We start from the raw sequence: 21,580 nt of genomic DNA on the forward strand, positions 1-21,580 counted from the left end.
CACAAAATATTATAGAACCAAAACTATTGGTATCTAGTGTTATAATTACATTAGCCATGACAAAAAACGATTTTGCGCAGTTTTACTGATAGATTTTTTTATGTATTCAAATGGTGAGGAGCCATTTGTTTTTTTTTACAAATTTTTATGCAAAGATTTATAAGAATTATAATAAAATAAGCGAGCTTTATCTGAGCAAATCTGCTATACTACAAACGTTGCAAGTTCCCGAGAGGATTCGCACTGCGAAGATGCCTTGTAACCGAATATTATTAGGGGGAATCATCATGACAGAAAGACATTTATTTACTTCAGAATCTGTTTCTGAAGGGCATCCAGATAAGGTTGCTGATCAAATTAGTGATGCGATTTTGGATGCAATTTTAACGAAGGATCCAACTGCCCGCGTGGCATGTGAAACTTCAGTGACAACTGGTTTAGTTTTAGTATTTGGTGAAATTTCAACATCAGCTTATGTAGATATTCAAAAAATCGTGCGAAATACGATTAAAGATATTGGTTATACACGAGCTAAATTTGGATTTGATGGGGATACAGTAGCGGTTTTAGTGGCTATTGATGAACAGTCACCAGATATTGCTCAAGGTGTAGACGCTGCTTTGGAGAGTCGTGATAATAAAGATGCGGTAATCGATGAAATTGGTGCCGGAGATCAAGGTTTGATGTTTGGTTTTGCCTGTGATGAAACACCAGAATTAATGCCTTTACCTATTTCTTTGAGTCATAAGTTAGTTCGTCGTTTGGCAGAATTGCGTAAAAATGGTGAGCTTACGTATTTAAGACCAGATGCTAAATCACAAGTAACAGTAGAGTATGATGAAGCTGGTAAAGCAAAACGAATTGATACTGTTGTAATTAGTACACAACACGATGATGTAGTCGATAATGCTACGATTCGTGGCGATGTGATTAAACAAGTTATTGAGCCAGTTATTCCCAGTGAATTATTAGATGAAGATACTAAGTACTTCATTAATCCAACTGGTCGTTTTGTAATTGGTGGTCCTCAAGGTGATGCTGGCCTGACTGGACGTAAGATTATTGTTGACACTTACGGTGGTTACGCGCGTCACGGTGGCGGTGCTTTTTCAGGTAAAGACGCGACAAAGGTTGACCGTTCTGCCAGTTATGCAGCACGCTATATTGCTAAAAACATTGTGGCTGCTAAACTAGCTAGTAAAGTCGAAGTACAATTAGCTTATGCCATTGGTGTTGCCCAACCAGTTTCTATTTCAATTAATACTTTCGGTACTGGTACTGTTAGCGACGATAAATTGATTGAGGCGATTCGGGAAAACTTTGATTTACGTCCAGCCGGAATTATTGAAATGTTAGATCTACGTCGTCCGATTTATCGACAAACGGCAGCTTATGGTCATTTTGGTCGTACCGATGTTGATTTACCTTGGGAACATACAGATAAAGTAGATGCATTATTAGCGAGTGTGAATGCCTAATTTGTATCAATTTATTAATTTTTGCCGCTATTACTCAGGTAATAGCGGTTTTTAAAATTTTTTATATGTAAGATAGCGTATTGAGGAAGTTTATTCTTAATAATTTACTATCAAAATTTGAGCATAAGCTGCCCATTAAGGAGGTTAAAAATGAAAAAACAGACAAATGTTACATTAGTTACGGTAGCGGTTTTTGTGGCAACTTTTATGACCGCAGTGGAAGGTACGATTGTGACAACGGCTATGCCAACGATTGTTGGATCATTGCATGGAATTGAAATTATGAACTGGGTCTTTTCTATTTATTTATTAACGAATGCAATGTTAACGCCAATTTATGGTAAGTTAGCTGATAAAATTGGTCGAAAACCAATTTTTATTGTTGGTACAATTCTTTTTATTATCGGTTCTGCGCTTTGTGGTTTATCAAATACGATGATGACTTTAATTATCTCACGAGCCATTCAGGGAATGGGTGCAGGGGCGATGATGCCGGTCGCTTTAACGATTATCGGAGATTTATACGAGAAAGAAAAACGCGCCAAAGTACTAGGTTTAAATAGTACTGCTTGGGGGATTGCTTCTGTAGTGGGACCGTTGGCTGGTGGCGTGATTGTCGATACTATTGGTTGGCATTGGATTTTTTTTATTAATGTTCCAATTGGTATTATTTTGATTTTTTTAATTTGGTTTTATTTGGTTGAAGAAAAAACAACAAGACAGGCCAAAAAAATGGATATTTTTGGCAGCTTTTCTTTGATGGGACTTTTATTAGCCCTTTTATTAGCTTTTCAATTTTTAGGGGATGAAGGATTATCTGGAAAAGTGCTTTTTTTAACTTTATTAGCACTACTAGCAGGACTCGTGTTTATTTATGCTGAAAAGAAAGCCGCAGATCCGGTCATTTCGTTACAGTTGTTCACCCAACCATTATTTGTAGTGGTAAATCTTGTCGCAGCCCTAGCCAGTGGATTTTTAATTGGAGTAGACGTTTATATTCCAATGTGGATGCAAGGTGTATTGGGACTTTCTGCTGGTATCGGGGGACTTGTTTTAGCGCCTTTGTCATTATTATGGTTAGTAGGTTCCTTTTTAGCTGGTCGCTGGATGGCGACTATAACAATTAAACGTGTCTTATTGCGGGGAATTTTGATTACATTATTTGGAGCGCTGTGGCTAGTTTTAGTGCCTCAACATACTAATTGGCTGTGGTTTTTTGGAATTGCAACGATTTTAGGGGTTGGCTTAGGTGCAGTAACAGTTACGTGTACGGTAAGCGCGCAAAGCAGTGTACCTGCTGAACAGATGGGAGTTGCAACTTCTTTTAATACGTTAGCACGGACAATTGGCCAAACAATCATGGTTTCTGTTTTTGGTATTTTATTAAATAGTATTACAGCTGAAAAATTGCAAAATATTACAGCTCACAATAAAAATGATTTGATGAATCAGTTAGTAAATCCTCAAACTGCCAAGTTATTGGCACCTGACTTACGCGAAACATTGCGAACTGTGCTTTTTACTAGTCTTCATGGTGTGTATTTAGCTGGTGCGGCATTAATTATTGTAGCTTTTGTTTTAACCCTACTTTTGAAAAAGTCTGATACAATATAGAAAAAGTGGAGGTGGCAAGGATGGCATTTATCCAAGCAAATATTTATTCTAGTGTTTTGAATTTGGATGTAGGATTAAATTTAATCTTACCTCAAAGTAGCAATCGTTTGATTCGTGATAAAAAAGATGATGTGCCGGTTTTGTATCTTTTACATGGAATGGGCGGCAATGAAACTGCCTGGATGCGCCGAAGTAGTATTGAGCGTTATGTGCGAGAAAGTGAGATTGCAGTGGTGATGCCAACTACAGAACTAGGCTTTTATACGGATACTTGCTATGGCATGAATTACTGGACTTTCATCGCTGAAGAATTACCTGCAATTTTACATGAGTTATTTCCCCAATTGACAACAAAACGGGAAAAGACATTTGCAGCCGGCCTTTCAATGGGAGGATACGGGGCAATAAAACTGGGACTGCGCTGTCCTGATAAGTTCGCAGCTGTTGCAAGTCTTTCAGGGGCTTTAGCTTTAGCCAGTGATCCAGAAATCTTATTGCAATCTGGTAGCCAACAATATTGGGAAGGTGTTTTTGGTCCAATAGAAAAGATGAAAGGATCTGACAATGATCCAATTCATCTGTTAACAAAAATTGCACCCGAAACTGCTCCTGCAATTTTTGTCTGTTGCGGTACGGAAGACTTTTTATATGATAGTAATCGCTACTTTGTAAAAAAAGCTCAAGCTGCCGGCTTTAATGTGACGTATGAAGAAGGACCAGGAGCGCATACTTGGGATTTTTGGGATCAGTGGATTCAACGTGTTTTATCATGGTTACCAGTCGAAATTTAGTAAAGTGAAAATGCAACTAATTTTTAGTGGAAAAAGCTGATAGAGGCGCATTTATAGAAGAGAGCGGAATTGTGGTAGCGCTAAATAAACAGCTTAGTGTACTTGAAAATTTCTTCGTTGCAACCAAGTGGAGTATCATGAAATCCTCTTTTTATATCAATTGGAATTAAAAAAAGCCCTTTTACTTTTCCTACGGGAAAATATAAAAGGGCTTTTTTCTATTGGTCAAAGCGCTAAAATTTGCTACTCATTGGTTAGCTTGCTAGCATTTCATTACTTGGCTTCAATACAAAATAAAACAGGCGGTTGATTTTTTTGATTGATAAATTGATAAGCTAAAACATTGTATTGCTTTTGAGGTAATTGTTGGCAATAAGTTTTGATGGCATCTAATTCGGCTTGACCGCCACTATGACCATAGTAACAGACCACCACAATTCGTCCTTTTGGTAATAAATGAGCTAAAAGAGCATCAAGTGCTTTTTTGGTTGTCTGTGGTAGTGTAATCACTTGTTTATCACTTTTGGGTAGATAACCGAGATTAAAAATAGCTGCCTTGATTTTTTCTTCCTGCAAGTACTCTGCCACATTTTCATGACCGTCTAAATGTAAGTGTACTGCCTTTTTTTCAGGAAAAAGAGCAAGTTTTTCTTTGGTTGCCAAAAGGGCAGCCTCTTGAATATCAAAAGCATCTACTTTACCATTTTCTCCCACTAATTGAGCTAAAAAAAGTGTATCATACCCATTTCCCATCGTGGCGTCTACGACATGATCTCCTGTTACCACGACTTCACTTAAAAGTTCGTGACTATAGCGCATGGCTGTTTTAAGCATGAATTCCCGCCTCCAACAGGACATTTTTACTGCCTTGGTAAGTATCACGCCGCTTCATTTCATCATCAATCGCATTTAAAACTTCCCATTTTTTTAAACTCCACATAGGACCAATTAAAGAATCCCAAGGAGCATCACCAGTTAAGCGATGAATGATGATTTCTGGTGGAATTAACTCCAATTGATCACAAATGACATTGACATAACTCTTGCGGCTCATCAATTGTAGACGTCCTTCGTGATAATCTCGTAGCATACGGGTATTACGCATTAAATGCAACAAATGCAATTTAATCCCTTGAATATCACTATCTAATAAGGTCCGCCGCACATTTTCTACCATCATTTCTGGTGTTTCCTCTGGTAAACCATTTATTAAATGTGTACAAACGCGGATATTATGCTTACGTAAGCGGGCAACCGCATCCACATAGGTTGGGTAATCATGAGCACGGTTAATAATTTTACTGGTTTTTTCGTAAGTCGTTTGTAGACCTAGTTCCACCCACAAATAGAGACGTTCATTTAATTCAGCTAAATAGTCCACGACATCTTCTGGTAAGCAATCAGGTCTGGTTCCAACTGATAAACCTACCACACCAGGTAAATTTACGACTTGTTCAAATCGTTCTTTAATCACGGCTAAAGGTGCATGAGTATTGGTAAAGTTTTGAAAATAAACGATGTATTGATCGACCTGAGGCCATTTTTGATGCATCATATCAATTTCTTTATGAAATTGGACGGGTAATGGATCTTCTGGAGCGACAATCATATCACCAGACCCAGAAACACTACAAAAAGTACAACCGCCACGAGCGACAGTGCCATCGCGATTAGGACAATCAAAGCCACCATCTACTGGCACTTTAAAAATTTTACCGCCAAACTGCTGACGTAAAGCATAATTCCAAGAATGGTAACGTTTATTGGCGTCGTCACTATATAAAAAAGTCATTTCTTGCCACCTCGTTATTTCTGTTGATTTTTAAAACGCCAGACAAAGCGTTTTTCACTAAAGTACGGATAAGTTAAAAATAACCATCCTAATGCCAAACTGTAACCACCAAGAATATCTGTAGGAAAATGCACACCTACATAAATTCGACTTGCCCCGATTAAGACGATTAAAATTCCTAATCCAACTTGTAAAGCAAGGCGGAGGTTTTTGTTTTGAATGAGCCCTGGCAAAATAAAAATTAACGTCCCATATAAAATCATACTGGCACAAGCATGACCACTTGGAAAACTATAGCTATGTTCATTTACTAAATGCAAAAGAGTTGGGCGCGGCCTTTGGAAAACTAATTTAATTAACGGGTTAACTAAACCAGAAACCAGCGCTACATTTATAAATAGCCACAACGCTTCAGCATAGTATTTCCCTCGATATAAGAGGAATAAAAAGGCTGCTGCTAAGATGACGACCGTCACCGGATTGGCAAATTTTGTAATCCAGATAAAAAAATTATTCCAATTAGGATAAGGGGCACGAATGATATTCGTTACAAAATTATCGAATCCATGTAGCCATTGACGATAAAACTTGACGACATAACCTAAAAAAACAAAAAGTAATAGTGAACAACTACCAGCAAACTGGTAATAAAGTTTATGTTTCATAAATTCTCCTTTACGATTCTTGCAAATAATTTCGTCACAATGGGATTATTATAGCATGAGATTTCATTCTTTTATTGCTGCTGCTGAAATTTCATAGTTATTAAGAAGATATTAAAAAATTGCAAAAAAACCAGTTTTTCACATTTTTATTAAATAATCTAAAAATTTTTTACGAAAACGAATTGCTGTAATCGTTTTGCAACATTTAAAAGGTTTTTTAATAACGATTATTCTTTGGTATTAAGGCAGAAAAGTCTTGAATATATAAATAATAGGTGTAATAAAAATAACGAAATAAAGATAATGTTACAGTAGTTTAACAAATTGTAGAAATAACCATTTTAATCTTTTAATAAAAAATAATACCTTGTATACTTATTATTAAGAAAAGTTTAAAAAGGAGGCGAGCAACTTGGCCCAACTTGTTTCTCGTAAAGTACGACGGAAAGAAGAAAAACAAATCAAGTTTTATCGTGATGCTAAAAAGAATGCAGCGATCGTTGGAACGACATTGACCGCTTGCTCTATCGTCGCGCCTTTAGCAAAACCCGTAACAGCAGAGGCAGCCAATACTAATCAAGCACAAGTATCACAAGATTTAAGCCAAACTGCTACGCGTAGTAATTCAACAGCTCTTATCACAGAATTGGCGGCCCACGCACAACCGGTGGCAGCAGCTAACGATTTATACGCTTCTGTCATGATTGCCCAAGCGATTGTGGAAAGTGGTTGGGGTACAAGTAGCTTATCACGAGCACCTTACTATAACTTATTTGGGATAAAAGGCAGTTATAATGGTCAAACTGTTTATATGAATACATTAGAATATTTAAATGGCAAATGGGTAACAATGAAAGAACCTTTCCGTGATTATCCTTCCTATAAGGAATCTTTTGCTGATAATGCTGCGACACTTCGCAATGTTTACATCGGCGGCCAATACTACTATCGTGGTGCATGGAAAAGCAATACCAAATCATATCGCGATGCTACGGCTTGGCTGACTGGTCGTTATGCGACTGCACCAAATTACGCTTCAGTTTTAAATAATGTTATTGAAACATATGGTTTAACCCGTTATGATACACCAGCTAGTGGCAATGCCGGTGGCGGTGCTTCAACTGGAAGCTCAAATGGTGGTACGAATTCATCAAATAATAGTTCTAGTGGTTCAGCAAGTACTAGCCAATATTACACGGTCAAAAGTGGTGACTCTGTTTGGGGCATCTCAAACAAATATGGCATTAGTATGAACGATTTAATTAGCTGGAATAATATTAAAAATAATTTTATTTATCCAGGTCAACGTCTTATCGTTAAAAAAGGGACGTCAAGTTCTACTAACACCAACTCGAATTCTAATTCAAGTAACTCTTCTCAAAACACGAATAAGCCAAGTGGCAACACATCAAGCAGTACCACTCAATATTACACCGTTAAAAGTGGCGATTCTGTTTGGGGGATTTCTAATAAATATGGTATTAGTATGAGCAGTCTGGTAAGTTGGAATAATATTAAAAATAATTTTATCTATCCAGGCCAACGTCTCATCGTGAAAAAAGGAGCGTCAAGTTCTACTAACAACAACACCAATTCCAATTCAAGTAAGCCAGCCCAAAATACGAATAAACCAAGTGGGAATACGACTACTAACACAACAGCTAAAACATATTACACGGTTAAAAGTGGTGATTCTGTTTGGGGCATTTCAAACAAATATGGCATTAGCATGAATTCTTTAATTAGCTGGAATGGCATTAAAAATAACTTTATTTATCCAGGGCAACGTTTAGTCGTCCGCAATGGAAGTGCAAGTACAAGTTCAACTGCGAATAAACCAGCCCAAAGTAATACGACTAGTCAAAGTAATACGACTAGTCAAAGTAATACGAATACAAGTAAACCGACAACTACTAGTGGTCAAAACCAATACTACACCATTCAAAGTGGGGAATCGGTTTGGTCTGTATCGAATAAGTATAAAATTTCAATGGATCAGTTCCGCCAATGGAACAATATTAAAAATGATTTTATTTATCCCGGTCAAAAAGTTATTGTCAAAAAAGGTAGTACTACCCAAACTAACTCCGTACAAAATACTGCTAGTTCAAGTAGCAAGACATATAAAGTTCAAAGTGGTGACTCTGTTTGGGGCATTGCCAATAAATTTGGTATCACCATGGATAAATTAATTCAATTAAATAAAATTCAAAACAATTTCATTTATCCTGGTCAAACCTTGAAAGTAAAATAATATTTGAATTTTGCCATATTCTTTGTTAGTATAGCTAACAAGTAGAAAATTACGCTGTGAGAAGGAATAGTAAAAAGTAGCGCGTTGTAGAGAGCACATGGTTGGTGGAAATGTGTACGCACCCTTTTGAACTCGCCTTTTAGCGTTAATAGCTGAAGTAGACAGTAGGCTGTTACGGTGACGATCGTTACAACGTTTGAGGCTCATCTTTTTTGGTGAGTAAAATTAGGTGGTACCACGTAGATTACGTCCTATAAAAAGCATAGCTTTTTATAGGACTTTTTTTATCTGGCTGAATAACAGTCAATTAACTTTTAGGAGGATTTTGCAGTGTACGATCATAAGCAAATTGAAAAAAAATGGCAAAAGTATTGGGCAAAACACAATACGTTTAATACCCACGACAAAACAGATCAACCGAAGTTTTATGCCTTAGATATGTTTCCTTACCCCTCTGGACAAGGTTTACATGTTGGGCACCCAGAAGGTTATACCGCAACCGATATTTTATCACGGATGAAGCGGGCGCAAGGTTACAGCGTGTTACATCCAATGGGGTGGGATGCTTTTGGTTTACCAGCAGAACAATATGCTTTAGATACAGGCAACGACCCAGCGGAATTTACTAAAAAAAATATTGAAACGTTTAAACGTCAAATTAATTCATTAGGCTTTAGTTATGATTGGAATCGTGAAATCAACACGACTGATCCCGAGTATTATAAATGGACACAATGGATTTTTACTAAATTATATGAAAAAGGCTTGGCTTATGAAGCTGAAGTTGCGGTTAACTGGGTACCTGAATTAGGTACGGTTATTTCCAATGAAGAAGTGATTGATGGCAAGAGTGAGCGCGGTGGTTACGATGTGGTGAGACGACCAATGCGTCAATGGATGCTAAAAATTACTGCTTATGCTGATCGCTTATTAGATGATCTTGATTTAGTTGACTGGCCAGAAAGCATCAAAGAAATGCAACGCAATTGGATTGGTCGTTCGGTGGGGGCAAATGTTACTTTTAAAGTAGCCAATACAACAGAAGACTTCACTGTTTTTACCACTAGACCTGATACTTTGTTTGGAGCAACGTATGCTGTTTTAGCACCTGAACTTGATTTAGTGGAAAGAATTACTACCCCAGAACAAAAAGAAGCTGTGGCAGCTTATATTGCGCAAGCAGCGAAAAAATCCGAATTAGCTCGGACAGACTTAGCAAAAGAAAAAACAGGTGTCTTCACGGGAGCTTATGCAATCAATCCTGTTAACGGTAAAGAAATCCCGATTTGGATTGCCGATTATGTACTTTCAAGTTATGGAACCGGGGCGATTATGGCCGTTCCTGCTCACGATGAACGTGACTATGAATTTGCCAAAACATTTGATTTGGCTATCGTTCCTGTTTTAGCCGGTGGTGACGTCACAAAAGAAGCCTTTACTGGGGATGGTAAACATATCAACTCTGACTTTTTAGATGGTTTAAATAAAGAAGAAGCTATTGAAAAAATGAATGCTTGGCTAGAAGAAAACGGTGTAGGGAAAAAAGAAGTCAGCTACCGTCTACGTGACTGGTTATTCTCCCGTCAACGTTATTGGGGTGAACCAATTCCAATTATTCACTGGGAAGATGGCACGACGACAACTGTGCCAGTAGAAGAGTTACCGTTGCGTTTGCCTGTGACAAAAAACATTAAACCAAGTGGTACTGGTGAATCTCCTTTAGCTAATATTGAAGAGTGGATTAATGTTGTCGATGAAAAAACTGGCAAAAAAGGACGTCGTGAAACCAATACAATGCCACAATGGGCCGGGAGTTCTTGGTATCATTTACGTTATATCGATCCGCACAATAAAACAGCTTTAGCTGATTATGATAAGTTAGAACGCTGGTTACCAGTGGACATTTATATCGGAGGAGCAGAACACGCAGTCTTACACTTGTTATATGCGCGTTTTTGGCACAAATTCTTATATGATATCGGTGTTGTTCCAACTAAAGAACCGTATCAAAAATTATTTAACCAAGGGATGATTTTGGGCGAAAACAATGAAAAAATGTCGAAATCTCGCGGTAACGTGGTTAATCCAGATGATGTCGTAGAAAAATACGGTGCTGATACATTGCGGATGTATGAAATGTTTATGGGACCTTTGGACGCATCAATTGCTTGGAGTGAAAATGGTCTAGAAGGCAGTCGCAAATTCTTAGAACGGGTATGGCGTTTAATCGTAGATGAAGATGGCAAAATGCGCGATCGGATCACGACGATTAACGATGGAAAATTAACGAAAGTTTACCATCAAACCGTTAAAAAAGTTACCGATGATTACGAAAATATGCATTTCAACACGGCGATTTCGCAATTAATGGTTTTCATTAATGAAGCTTATAAAGCCGACGCCCTACCTTATGAATACATTGAAGGATTTGTCCAATTACTAGCACCAATTGCGCCACATATTGGTGAAGAATTATGGGCAGTTTTAGGAAATGAAGATGGAATTTCTTATGTTCCTTGGCCAACTTATGATGAAGCACAATTAGTGGAAGATGAAATTGAAGTGGTGTTCCAAGTTAACGGTAAAGTACGCAGTAAAGCGCAAGTAGCACGCGATATTGCAAAAGACGAACTAGAAAAAATTGCGCTAGCAGATACGACCATTCAAGAACATCTTGCCGGTAAAACAGTTCGTAAAGTAATCGCAGTACCAAATAAATTGGTTAACATTGTTGCTAATTAAGCATTCATTCACAAAAAAATAAAGTGCTTTTTTGGTATCCCATGTGATTTTAGAAAAATAAAAACTCTTTTTGGGGGAAGTAGCCACTCAGCGCACTTTGCCTCAAAAGGAGTTTTTTTGTCTAATTTAATATGGCTAGCAAAAAAATATTAAATCATTTTACTGGCAGTAAATACCAAAATTGGTAGTACAACATAGTGGATCTAAGTTATTGCTTGGAAGCTTGAAGGAATCAGTCTTTTTTTTTATGTTTTCATTAAACTACTATTATTTTCTGTTATTTTCTTGCATAATAAAGAAAATTTTAGAGGAGTGGAAAATGGATAAAGAACTATTAATGATTGATTTATTAAGTGGTAAAAAGATCATTACAGCCGTTTTTTTGCCAATCTATCGACAACGTTTACGCTTGAGTATTAGTCTCTCCTTATTTAGTGCTGGCTTTTTTTTAGGACTGAATACTTTAGTTTATCGTTATTTGATGGCGAGGGTTCAGACAACTTCTGCTGCCCAGAAAATCGTTGGCCTACATTATTTTGCCCTGATTTTTGGTGGTATCATCATTACACTTTGTCTTATTCAGTGTGTCTTTGTACTTATGCATCTGTTTTTTCTGAAAAGAAATTTCCAAGGTTGGTTAGCCCGAATTTTGCAGAAGTTTTCTGGTTTTTCTAAAGTAGTGGAAGATGAAGAACACTATTTTGTTAAACGTAAGCAAAAAGAAGTAAGACTAGCTAAAAAAGATTGCTTGGTCTTAACCGAGCGTATTAACGGCGATAAGTTAATGATTGGCGTAGAGAAATTGGATTTGGGTGTCACACGGGGATTCATTTTTCTTAGGACTACTAAAATTGATTTCCACAAGTTACCTAACGTGCAGACAGGTAAACACAAAGGGGCAGGGAAAGTAGCAATTTTTATTGGTCTTTTTTGTTTGTTGCTAGGAAGTTTTCTTTATCTTTTTACAAAAACGGAAACAAAAGAAAATACTTCGACTGCTGTAGCTCATGTGTCAGAAGAAGTCAAAATCACTGCATCAGGATTATTAAAACAACAAGGCGCTACGCCGAATAAAGTTGCGCAAAAAGAAAATGAACTTTATGTAGCAAATACGCATGAGTTGTTTCAAACGACAGATCGGGGTCAACATTGGCAATTTGTCCCTTTAAAAGCGGAGTGGCTAAGAGGCGGCAGTTATACGTTAACAAGTGGAGAAATTCCTTTTGGTTATTGGATGGATTACACATATCAAGTAGGAAAAGATTTTTCTTTTTATCTTTACACCACGGGTTCTGGCGACTATTTAGACTTATACTTGCTTTTTTCAAGTGACAATGGGGTAACGTGGCAAAAAAGCCAAGTCGGAGAAAAAGTGCGGAATTTGCGTTATCGTAAAGTACAATTTTTTGAAAATGGAACGGGGATTGCAGCAATTTCACAAACGACAGCAATGTCAGGCAGTGAGCAGGTCTGTTTATTTGCCACCCAAAATCATGGTCAAGATTGGTATCCGGTGGGGAATACTACGATTAATGCCCCTATTCAAAATATTAGTTTTATCGATGCTTCAATAGGTTTTATTAGTACCAGAGAGGGAATCTTCTATACTCAAAATGGGGGACGTTCTTACCATGAAGCACTTGTCAATGTACCAGAGGATTATCTGTTAGGAGGCCTAGATCTTTTTCAGTCACCTAATGAAGTCACGCAGCCTAATAGTACTACTTTAGAAGCAAAGTTTTATCTCACCAAAAAAGATGGCCATATGTACGCTTGTTTGTATCGTTCTTATGATGGCGGCCAAACATGGGCTTTTGTACGCCAACTTTCAGAAGTCACCTCTGCAGATTAAGCGCTAATTTTTAGTCTAAAATCAAAAGCAAAACACGAGGGAAAAATGCACGATAAAAATGCAGTCGTGTTTTGCTTTTTTTGTTAATATTTGCCATCTGAACTGCGCTGATAGTGCTGATTTTCTTTGATGGGTAAATGAATAATCGCTTCATCAGGTGCGGTGACAATCAGACGGGTTTTACCTGTTGTATCTTGTTCTAAAGTTACTAAAAGGTCATCATCAAGGGAAAAACCAGCTGCTTTTAACATTTTTTCAGGAATTAAAAGACCAAAATTTTTATCCCAATGCACAATTTTTGATTTGCATTCGTCAATTTTCATTTTTTCACCTCATTTAGATTTAAAGCATTTGTGAATTTAAAACATATGCTGCTAAATTTAGGCCCGCTTGATCGCCACATAAATTATAACCAGTTTGAGTGTAGTGATAACTGTCTTTCATTAAGTCTAACTCTGACATCCATTCAAAGGCATTGGCAATCAAAACGACTTGCTTTGCTTGGGCCAATTCTCTTTGGGCATGAATAATTTGCTGAAATTTTTCAGGTTCATCCTTCTTATTGCCAATTTGAATGAGAAAAGTTTGCGTGATCCCAGCTTTAGACAAGACATCTTGCAGTGCAGTAAAATGCATTTTATATTCATGACTGCTCATGCCGTGATCGCCATCGGTTTCTCCTTGGCACCAAATCAAAAAACGATTTTTAATGGGAATATTTTGTGCGCTTAAAAAGTTTTCAGCTCGATTTAAACGTTCTAAAATATCCGTACAATAAGCAGTACCTGGTTGCCATTCTAGAATGCTACTGCCGCCTTTTGATGCTGAAACACCGACTACCATGCGCCGAGTACAATCGTAATAAGCGTTGACGAGGCTACTAACTAGTGAGCCAGTCTTTTTATTTTCATCATTAATACCAGTAGCATTATCTTCAGTTTTGCCAAAGGGTTCTTGTAAATGAAAAAGTTTAGTGGGCTGACTTACAGCGCGAAATTCGTAGCCTTCTTTAACGTAAGGAGCTAAATGAGCTGTACCACGACCTGCCATATTACTTTGACCGGCAAAAAGAATTAAATCGACGCCATCTTCATCAGGTTCTAAAGGTTGAGGGTACTGGGCTTTTAAGGCTACTCTTTCGTTTTCTAATAAGCCTCGAAACTCGGTAAGAGCAGTAGGGCGGTGCACAGTTAAATTTTGCAAGAAAATCACTCCTAATTTATGTGAATTACTACCTAAATGGTACCGCAGATTAAAAGCGCTGACAAAGTTTAAAGCATCATTTGTGGTAAAATAAAAAACTTATTCAAAGGAGTCGCAAGTTACGATCCTTTGAATAAGTTTTTTGCCGATTGAAAGAAAGTCACTGCAAATAATGAATTTTGTTATTCGTTACCTTCTGCAATCAAACGTTTGGCGATAAAGTAGTCCCCTTCATAAGGTGTATCTTCGCCATTGATTTTTTGATATTCATCTACCCCTTTGCCTGCGATTACAACGGCATCCTCTGGTTGGCTTACTTGTAGGGCAGCAGCTATTGCTTTGACGCGATCCATTTCAAAGTGGACTTCTAATTGCGCATTCGTGATATGAGCATTGATTTCTTCTGCAATTTTTTTCGGATCTTCAAACGCCGGATCATCAGCAGTTAAAAAGACGATGTTTGCATGTTCTGACAATGCTTTACCAAAGTCGGCACGACGTGAAATTGCTTTGCCGCCGGTACTACCTAAAACCACGATGACACGTCCAGTTGGGTGTTCTCCTTGGGCAAATTCCAGTAAGGTTTTTAAACTTAAATAATTATGGGCGTAATCAACATAAACACTAGCGCCATTTGTATTTAGTAGATGATCCATCCGCCCAGGAACACGAGCACTCGCTAAAGCGTCTTTTGCCTCTTTGACATTTGCGCCTACAGTTGCTGCGGCTAAAAGGGCTGCAGTCGCATTTTCTTGGTTGAAATCACCTGCTAATTGAATACTGTATTCATCTGAAATTTGCAATTCATCTTTTGCACTTACAACAGTAAAGTGTTTATTTTTGCCACTAGTCACTAAGTAATCGGCATTTTTACGCCCGTAAGAAAGGTACGGTGTTTGCCACAGTTCACAGTTTTCTTTTAACAGCTCAAAATAGTCACTGCCGGCATTTAAAATCATTTTTTTTGAATGGCGCAACAATTGGCGTTTGCAATAAAAATAGTCATCAAAAGTCGGATGTTCAATCGGACTAATGTGATCTGGTGAAATATTTAAAAAGACACCCACATCAAAAGTTAAACCAAAAACACGCTCTGTTTTATATGCTTGGGAAGAAACTTCCATCACCAAATGTGTCATGCCATTTGTGACAGCTTGCCGCATCATTTGATATAAATCTAAAGATTCCGGCGTGGTTAAATGGGATTTAAAATAAGTTTTACCATCTAATGAGGTATTCATTGTCGACAATAAAGCTGTCTTATTTCCAGTAGCTTTTGCTAGTAATGCGTGGGTGAAATAGGCGGCAGTTGTTTTACCTTTTGTACCTGTAAAAGCAACAAGCTGCAATTCTTTTTGTGGGTAGCCATAAAAGGCCATCCCTAAAAGCGCCATTGCTTTTTTGATATCCGTAACAATAATGGCACACTGAGCATTGACTTCAAAAGGTTCTTCGGCAACATAAACCTCTAAGCCATTTTCAAGTGCACTTATTAAATATTCCACTTTAAAATTTAGACCCTTACAAAAAAACAAGCTATTATTATCTGCTTTACGGGAATCGTAGGTTACAGTCTTAAATTCTTTTTTAGGTAAATTTTTACTTGTTAAATGCCAACCAGTTGGCGTAATCATTTCTTTTAATAAGTCATTTTGCAGTAAAATTTCACTGACTTTTTCTAATGTTAATGTCATGGCTCAAGCCTCACTTTACATTTTTCTTCGGTTGTATTATAGCATTAAATAAAGTGGGTACCAAACTTCAGGAAAAAAAGGAACTATTATGACGAGATTTTCTGAGGTGTTGTAAAACCATTAAAAATCAGCAAAAAAGATTGCTCATGGTTGCTTTTGTAAGTAAAATAGAACATATGTCTTGAAACCAATAGAAAGTAGAGAAAATAAATGAGTGAAAAATTCGTGGCACAAACGGAACTATCCACTGAAGAAAAAATGGCTAAAGGTTCCACGTGGTTAACGATTGGTAATATCGGTTCGCGGCTTTTAGGCGCCATCTACATTATGCCTTGGTACTATTGGATGGGCGAACATGCCAATCAAGCTAATGCTTTATTTAACATGGGGTATAATTTTTATGCCTTGTTTATGATGCTTTCCACTGCCGGGATTCCCGCTGCAATTGGAAAACAAACGGCTTACTATAATTCTTTAAATGAATATGCGACGAGTCGAAAATTATTGCATCGCGCCTTACAAGTGATGGCTGTTTTTGGTGTTGTTGCGGCCGCTATAATGTACTTTTTGTCTCCTTGGCTGGCGGGTATTTCCGGTGGTGGCAAAGAATTAATTCCAACCATTCGCTCTTTGAGTGTAGCAATTTTAGTGATTCCATGTATGAGTGTCATTCGCGGCTATTTCCAAGGCCAAAATGAAATGAAACCTTTTGCAATTTCGCAAGTGCTAGAACAAGTGGCACGGGTATTTTATATGCTACTAGCGACCTTTATCATTATGAAAGTTGCCAAAGGTGAATATACTACCGCCGTAACGCAATCAACCTTTGCTGCTTTTATCGGGGCTATTATCAGTATTTTAGTCCTAGTCTATTACTTGAGAAAAGATAAAGTACGTATGGACTATCTAATTGAACACAGTGCCAATAATGTAAATTTAGATGCCAAAGATTTACTAATTGAAACAGTTAAAGAAGCGATTCCGTTTATTATTATTGGTTCTGGGATTACTATTTTCAAATTAGTTGACCAAGTTACTTTTGTACGGGTGATGGGCTCTTTTACCGCTTATTCTCAAAATCAGCTAACTTCTTTATTCTCTATTTTTAGTGCCAATCCTGATAAATTAACGATGGTTGTTATCGGTCTAGCGACTTCGATGGCATTAGCCGGCTTGCCGTTAATCACAGAAGCCAAAACAAGAGGGGATCATAAAGGACTAGCCAAATTAATCAGTAATAATTTACAATTATTTGCTTTTGTTATGTTTCCGGCCACATTTGGGATGATTGTTTTAGCTTATCCTTTAAACACTTTATTTTATGCGCCAAGTCATTTAGGGGCCAGTGTTTTAATTGAAGCGAGTGTCTCCGGCCTTTTTCTTGGCTTATATATGATGACTTCTAATATGTTACAAGGGATGTATGAAAATTTATCGGCCATTGGCTATTTTCTGATTGGTCTTTTAATCAAAATAATTGTACAGATTCCTTTGATTATGGTTTTTGAAGTCTACGGGCCACTATTAGCCACAATGATTGGTTTTGGTGTGACATGTGGTTTAAATCTATATAAGCTACATAAAATTTCTCGTTTTAACCGGATTTTGACATTCCGCCGGACAGTGCTCATTTTTATTATGACCCTTGTGATGACGGTAATTGCTTTTATTATGCGCCAATTAATGGGCTTAGTCTTAAGTCCTGACAGTAAACTACAATCGTTTGTGATGATTTTAGGCGTAGCCGCAGTGGGTGGAGCTAGTTATATTTTTATGGTGTTACGCGTTCGACTAGCTGATAAACTCTTAGGTGCAACTGCCGAAAAAATTCGCCGGCGCCTGCATATGTAATAAATAATGAAAATATCCTTTCCCAGTCAAAAAGTTTCTTAATAGCCAATGGCTTTAAGGAGCGTTTTTACTGGAGAGGATATTTTTTACTAATTTTTAACCCGTCTTTTCAGGGGGGTTATTTTTTTATTGACTTTTATAAACAATGGATATATAGTTAGTTACACAAGTAACTAACTAGTTAAGTTGAGGTAAAGTAGAGGTGAAAGGAATGGAATTTGACTATTCCGGCACAACACCCTTATTCCAACAAATTGCCGAACAAATTGAAGAAGGTATTTTAAATGGTTCCTTTAAAGAAGGAGAACAAATTCCTTCTACAACGGAAATTTCAAAAAGTTTTGCAATTAATCCTGCGACAGTTTTAAAAGGGATGAATGTTTTGGTTGAACGGGAATTGATTGAAAAGAAAAGAGGAATTGGCATGTTTGTGTTAAGTGGTGCCCAACAGAAAGTAAAAGAATATCGTCGCGAACTTTTTTTGACAAATGAAGTTGGACAAATTGTGGCAGAAGCAAAAAAATTAGGCATTACAGCTGAGCAGTTAAAAGAACTGATTGAAAGAGGGTATGAGGCATGAGTTTAGTAATAAATCAAGTTAGTAAGACATATAAAGAAAAAAAAGCATTAGATCAAATCAGTTGGAAAATTGAACCAGAAAAAATTTATGGATTATTAGGTCGTAATGGTGCTGGTAAAAGCACGTTACTAAATATAGTTGCCAACCGTAGCTTTCAAAGTGAAGGTACAGTCACATTAAACGGAACCGCTATTACCGATAATGAAGGAGCATTAAATAAAATTTATTTAATGTCTGAAGATAACTTGTATCCTGGTAATTTAAAAGTAAAAAAATGTTTTCAACTTACAGCAGCTTTTTACGGGAGTTTTGATTGGGATTTGGCACAAGAAATGACAGTCGCTTTTGAACTAAATCAAAATGTAAGCTTACGGAAATTATCCACTGGTTATAGAAGTATTGCCAAGCTGATTATGGCGCTTTGTGTGCCAGCAGACTATATCTTTTTAGATGAACCTGTCTTAGGTCTAGATGCAAATTATCGGGACTTATTTTATCATTATTTATTAACAGCCTACGCCAAACGTCCGCGGACGTTTGTGATTTCAACACATTTGATTGAAGAGGTAGCTAACTTATTAGAAGAAGTTATTATTTTAGATGGTGGCAAAGTGTTAAGAAAAGCTACTACAGAAGATATTCAATTAGCAGGTAAAGTGCTTAAAGGTCCAAAAGAGGCTATTGCAGCTGTTATTAAAGGGCTACGTGTTATTGGTCAAGAAGAGTTGGGTGGTATGACAAGTGTCTACGTTGAAGGTGAGATACCTAAGAATTTACCATTAGATGTAACGGTAGCACCTTTAAATTTACAAACATATTTTGTTCAATTAACCAAAAAGGATGTGGCTTAAGATGAAATTAAAAGCAGCGATTCAATACAAATTATCGGTTCAATGGCGTTCAATGTTGATTTATTTAGGTTTTTTCCTTTTGTTTGCGGTAATTTTCCCCTTAATTCCTTTACTGTTATCAGACGGTATTACAAAAGTACAAGTCGATTTGATGATTCCTTCTATGATTTATATGATGCTTTTATCGGTTACTAGCGTCGGGCAGGATTTCAAGTTGCTTATTCAATGTGGGACAGCTCGCATTCATATTTTCTTGGCTAATCTAATTACTAGTTTAATTTTGGCTGTTGGCATGAGTATTGTCTTACGATTGCTATTTTGGTTATTTGACGGTCGCTTATTACCCAATTTTCATTTGGTCTACCCACTTATTTCTAGGTTAACACAAAATGAATTTTTACCAACGCAATTTTTATTAGGGGTATTTCTATTTTTAGCGAGTGTTTTAGGTCTAGTGTTTGGTGCTGTTCTAACCCGTTTTGACGGCTATTTCCGTTTAGCAATTGGGGCTGTGTCTTTAGGTATTGTAATTTTAGGTGCCGTTTTATTTCAACTATTGCCGGCTGCTCGTGCACTAGCGGTTATTAATTTTGTTAAAAAACTAATCGGTTTGAGCGCAAATGGCTTTAAAATTTGGCAATTTATAATTTTTATTTTTAGTCTTAGTTTAATTTTGTTGGCAGTAGTTTATGCTTTAAATCGACGCCAAGAAGTAAAACGATTGAATGCGTAAGGTAGCTTTTTTGGAAATAAGACGGAATTCCCCAAAAATTTGAAAAACAATTTTCGGGAATTCCGTATTTTTTTGAAGCTGGTCGCTTCTGCCACAGCCTTTTTAAAAGCGATTATCTTGAAAATATTGCGTTTTTTCACCATAAAATACCGGTAATAAATCTGATAAAGTACCCGCTAACTTTACCTGAGAAAGTTCTTTTTCGGGTAGCCAAAACAATCTTCCTTCTGTCATCACTGTGGGCTCAGTTGTAACTTGGGACGAAAAAATACCGCACAATTCACGACTACCATCTGATTTATTTAGCCATTCTGCAATTCCCATTAGTTTTGGCACGATGATGAGACCTGTCTCTTCTTTAATTTCTCTTATGACAGCTTCAGTCATGGATTCTGTCGCTTCGACATGGCCACCGGGAAATGTCCAGCCGGGCCAATCTTTTTTCTGGCGATCTTGGATTAAAACTTCATTACGCTGATTACGAATCAGACACATACACGTTAATTGGACTGGAAAACTTCTTGTCATCTTCTCACCTCGACTTTTACTGTATAATAGTTTTGACAACTTGTGAATAAAGAAAATACGAAGATGCTATTTTTAAGGAGGATTCCTCTTTAAAGCTAAGTTACTTTTTTGGGGAAAGGTGATTGAAGTAAAAATAAGACTTAAAAAGATAAGTGGAGGAGACTATGCGTTTAGATAAATATTTAGCGGATATGCAGATTGGTAGCCGCAAAGAAGTAAAAGGGTATATTAAAAAAGGTTTGGTACAGGTTAATGGTGCCATAATTAAACAAGACAAGTTTCAGGTGAACCCTGGTGAAGATACGATTTTGTACCAAGGAGTGAAAATTTTATATCAAAAATATTTTTATTATATGTTAAATAAGCCAGCTGGCGTGATTTCTGCCACAACAGATAAACAACAAAAAACAGTGATTGATTTATTGCAACCGGCTGATTTTAGACCAGATCTTTTTCCAGTTGGGCGGTTAGATAAGGATACGGAAGGTTTTGTGTTGTTAAGTAACGATGGTGAGTTAGCTCATGAACTTTTATCCCCTAAAAAGCATGTTGAAAAAGAATATTTTGCTGAAGTTGCTGGTGTAATGACCAAAGAAGATGTGATCGCTTTTGCAAAAGGATTAACATTAGATCAGGGGGAGAAGGCATTACCAGGGAAATTGCAAATTTTAAAAGTAGATGAAGTAAACAAAACTTCTGAAATTTCTTTAGTGATTTCTGAAGGGAAATTTCACCAAGTCAAGCGGATGGTGCAAGCTGTTGGTAAAAAGGTAACTTATTTAAGACGTGATCGTATTGGGGCAGTTTGGTTAGATCCTGCTTTAAAATTGGGCACTTATCGTCCACTGACAGAAAAAGAAATTATTGCCTTAAGTAAAAGTTAAAAAATAAACTACTAAATGGAAGTGCTGTCGACAAATACAGCACTTTTTTTATTTTATTGTCTTTAGAC

At 37.1% G+C, this 21,580-nt stretch carries 18 protein-coding genes, 1 riboswitch and 1 other annotated feature; of the genes, 11 read left to right on the forward strand and 7 right to left on the reverse strand.

The genetic code is table 11. The annotated features are described in order from the left end of the window. The first annotated feature begins 213 nt into the window (after positions 1-213). Positions 214-290, forward strand: a riboswitch (SMK box riboswitch). From metK to RU96_RS11845, 3 genes are all read left to right on the forward strand, one after another. Next, the gene (gene metK / locus RU96_RS11835; RefSeq protein ID WP_071865695.1) at positions 288-1,478 is read left to right on the forward strand and encodes a methionine adenosyltransferase; all 1,191 of its coding nucleotides are present in this window, start codon (positions 288-290) and stop codon (positions 1,476-1,478) included. (Overlaps the previous riboswitch by 3 nt.) A 150-nt stretch (positions 1,479-1,628) precedes the next feature. Then, the gene (locus RU96_RS11840) at positions 1,629-3,092 is read left to right on the forward strand and encodes an MDR family MFS transporter (RefSeq protein WP_071865696.1); all 1,464 of its coding nucleotides are present in this window, start codon (positions 1,629-1,631) and stop codon (positions 3,090-3,092) included. A gap of 20 nt (positions 3,093-3,112) precedes the next feature. After that, positions 3,113-3,883, forward strand: a complete 771-nt coding sequence (locus RU96_RS11845) for an alpha/beta hydrolase (RefSeq protein ID WP_071865697.1) — start codon at positions 3,113-3,115, stop codon at positions 3,881-3,883. A gap of 273 nt (positions 3,884-4,156) precedes the next feature. On the opposite strand, the gene mnmM is transcribed toward RU96_RS11845, so the two are convergent. From mnmM to RU96_RS11860, 3 genes are read right to left on the reverse strand one after another with little or no spacing between them, the layout of a single operon-like run. Next, positions 4,157-4,717, reverse strand: coding sequence for a tRNA 5-(aminomethyl)-2-thiouridylate-methyltransferase MnmM (mnmM, locus tag RU96_RS11850; protein WP_071865698.1), 561 nt, complete (start codon positions 4,715-4,717; stop codon positions 4,157-4,159). Next, complete coding sequence (gene mnmL / locus RU96_RS11855) at positions 4,710-5,675, reverse strand: tRNA modification radical SAM protein MnmL/YtqA (protein WP_071865699.1); 966 nt, start codon at positions 5,673-5,675, stop codon at positions 4,710-4,712. Before mnmL ends, mnmM begins: the two co-directional genes overlap by 8 nt. A gap of 14 nt (positions 5,676-5,689) precedes the next feature. Further along, a complete protein-coding gene (locus tag RU96_RS11860; RefSeq protein WP_071865700.1) occupies positions 5,690-6,340 on the reverse strand; it encodes a phosphatase PAP2 family protein in 651 nt (216 codons plus the stop codon). A gap of 412 nt (positions 6,341-6,752) precedes the next feature. On the opposite strand from RU96_RS11860, the gene RU96_RS11865 reads away from it, so the two are divergent. The 3 genes from RU96_RS11865 to RU96_RS11875 all read left to right on the forward strand — a co-directional run bounded on the left by RU96_RS11865 (position 6,753) and on the right by RU96_RS11875 (position 13,188). Continuing rightward, the gene (locus RU96_RS11865; protein ID WP_071865701.1) at positions 6,753-8,594 is read left to right on the forward strand and encodes a muramidase family protein; all 1,842 of its coding nucleotides are present in this window, start codon (positions 6,753-6,755) and stop codon (positions 8,592-8,594) included. A gap of 47 nt (positions 8,595-8,641) precedes the next feature. Further along, positions 8,642-8,851: a binding site (T-box leader), on the forward strand. Positions 8,852-8,924: 73 nt separating this feature from the next. Then, entirely contained in the window at positions 8,925-11,336 is a 2,412-nt protein-coding gene (gene leuS / locus RU96_RS11870; protein ID WP_071865702.1) for a leucine--tRNA ligase, read from the forward strand. A 319-nt stretch (positions 11,337-11,655) separates the two neighbouring features. Then, a complete protein-coding gene (locus RU96_RS11875; protein ID WP_071865703.1) occupies positions 11,656-13,188 on the forward strand; it encodes a WD40/YVTN/BNR-like repeat-containing protein in 1,533 nt (510 codons plus the stop codon). An 83-nt stretch (positions 13,189-13,271) separates the two neighbouring features. On the opposite strand, the gene RU96_RS11880 is transcribed toward RU96_RS11875, so the two are convergent. From RU96_RS11880 to RU96_RS11890, 3 genes are all read right to left on the reverse strand, one after another. Beyond that, positions 13,272-13,511: a hypothetical protein gene (locus RU96_RS11880; protein WP_071865704.1), complete on the reverse strand. Its 240-nt coding sequence runs from the start codon at positions 13,509-13,511 to the stop codon at positions 13,272-13,274. 19 nt (positions 13,512-13,530) lie between these two features. Then, entirely contained in the window at positions 13,531-14,391 is an 861-nt protein-coding gene (locus RU96_RS11885) for a sialate O-acetylesterase (protein WP_071865705.1), read from the reverse strand. Between the two features lie 182 nt (positions 14,392-14,573). Then, positions 14,574-16,085 (reverse strand): UDP-N-acetylmuramoyl-L-alanyl-D-glutamate--L-lysine ligase, encoded by a 1,512-nt coding sequence (locus tag RU96_RS11890; protein ID WP_071865706.1) that lies wholly within the window; start codon positions 16,083-16,085, stop codon positions 14,574-14,576. A 210-nt stretch (positions 16,086-16,295) separates the two neighbouring features. On the opposite strand from RU96_RS11890, the gene RU96_RS11895 reads away from it, so the two are divergent. The 4 genes from RU96_RS11895 to RU96_RS11910 all read left to right on the forward strand — a co-directional run bounded on the left by RU96_RS11895 (position 16,296) and on the right by RU96_RS11910 (position 20,100). Beyond that, the gene (locus tag RU96_RS11895) at positions 16,296-17,936 is read left to right on the forward strand and encodes a putative polysaccharide biosynthesis protein (protein ID WP_071865707.1); all 1,641 of its coding nucleotides are present in this window, start codon (positions 16,296-16,298) and stop codon (positions 17,934-17,936) included. Positions 17,937-18,147: 211 nt separating this feature from the next. Beyond that, positions 18,148-18,516 carry a GntR family transcriptional regulator gene (locus RU96_RS11900; protein WP_071865708.1) on the forward strand — a complete coding sequence of 123 codons (369 nt, stop codon included), beginning with the start codon at positions 18,148-18,150 and terminating at the stop codon, positions 18,514-18,516. Then, positions 18,513-19,367: an ATP-binding cassette domain-containing protein gene (locus RU96_RS11905; RefSeq protein ID WP_071865709.1), complete on the forward strand. Its 855-nt coding sequence runs from the start codon at positions 18,513-18,515 to the stop codon at positions 19,365-19,367. Before RU96_RS11900 ends, RU96_RS11905 begins: the two co-directional genes overlap by 4 nt. Before the next feature lies 1 nt (position 19,368). Beyond that, positions 19,369-20,100, forward strand: coding sequence for a hypothetical protein (locus RU96_RS11910; protein ID WP_071865710.1), 732 nt, complete (start codon positions 19,369-19,371; stop codon positions 20,098-20,100). A gap of 102 nt (positions 20,101-20,202) precedes the next feature. On the opposite strand, the gene RU96_RS11915 is transcribed toward RU96_RS11910, so the two are convergent. Next, complete coding sequence (locus tag RU96_RS11915) at positions 20,203-20,628, reverse strand: 8-oxo-dGTP diphosphatase (protein ID WP_071865711.1); 426 nt, start codon at positions 20,626-20,628, stop codon at positions 20,203-20,205. Positions 20,629-20,792: 164 nt separating this feature from the next. Here RU96_RS11915 and RU96_RS11920 point away from each other — a divergent pair, with 164 nt between their 5' ends. Continuing rightward, positions 20,793-21,512: a pseudouridine synthase gene (locus RU96_RS11920; RefSeq protein ID WP_071865712.1), complete on the forward strand. Its 720-nt coding sequence runs from the start codon at positions 20,793-20,795 to the stop codon at positions 21,510-21,512. Positions 21,513-21,580 lie beyond the last annotated feature (68 nt).

The organism is Enterococcus canintestini, assembly GCF_001885735.1.
In the GTDB taxonomy this organism is placed as follows: domain Bacteria; phylum Bacillota; class Bacilli; order Lactobacillales; family Enterococcaceae; genus Enterococcus_C; species Enterococcus_C canintestini.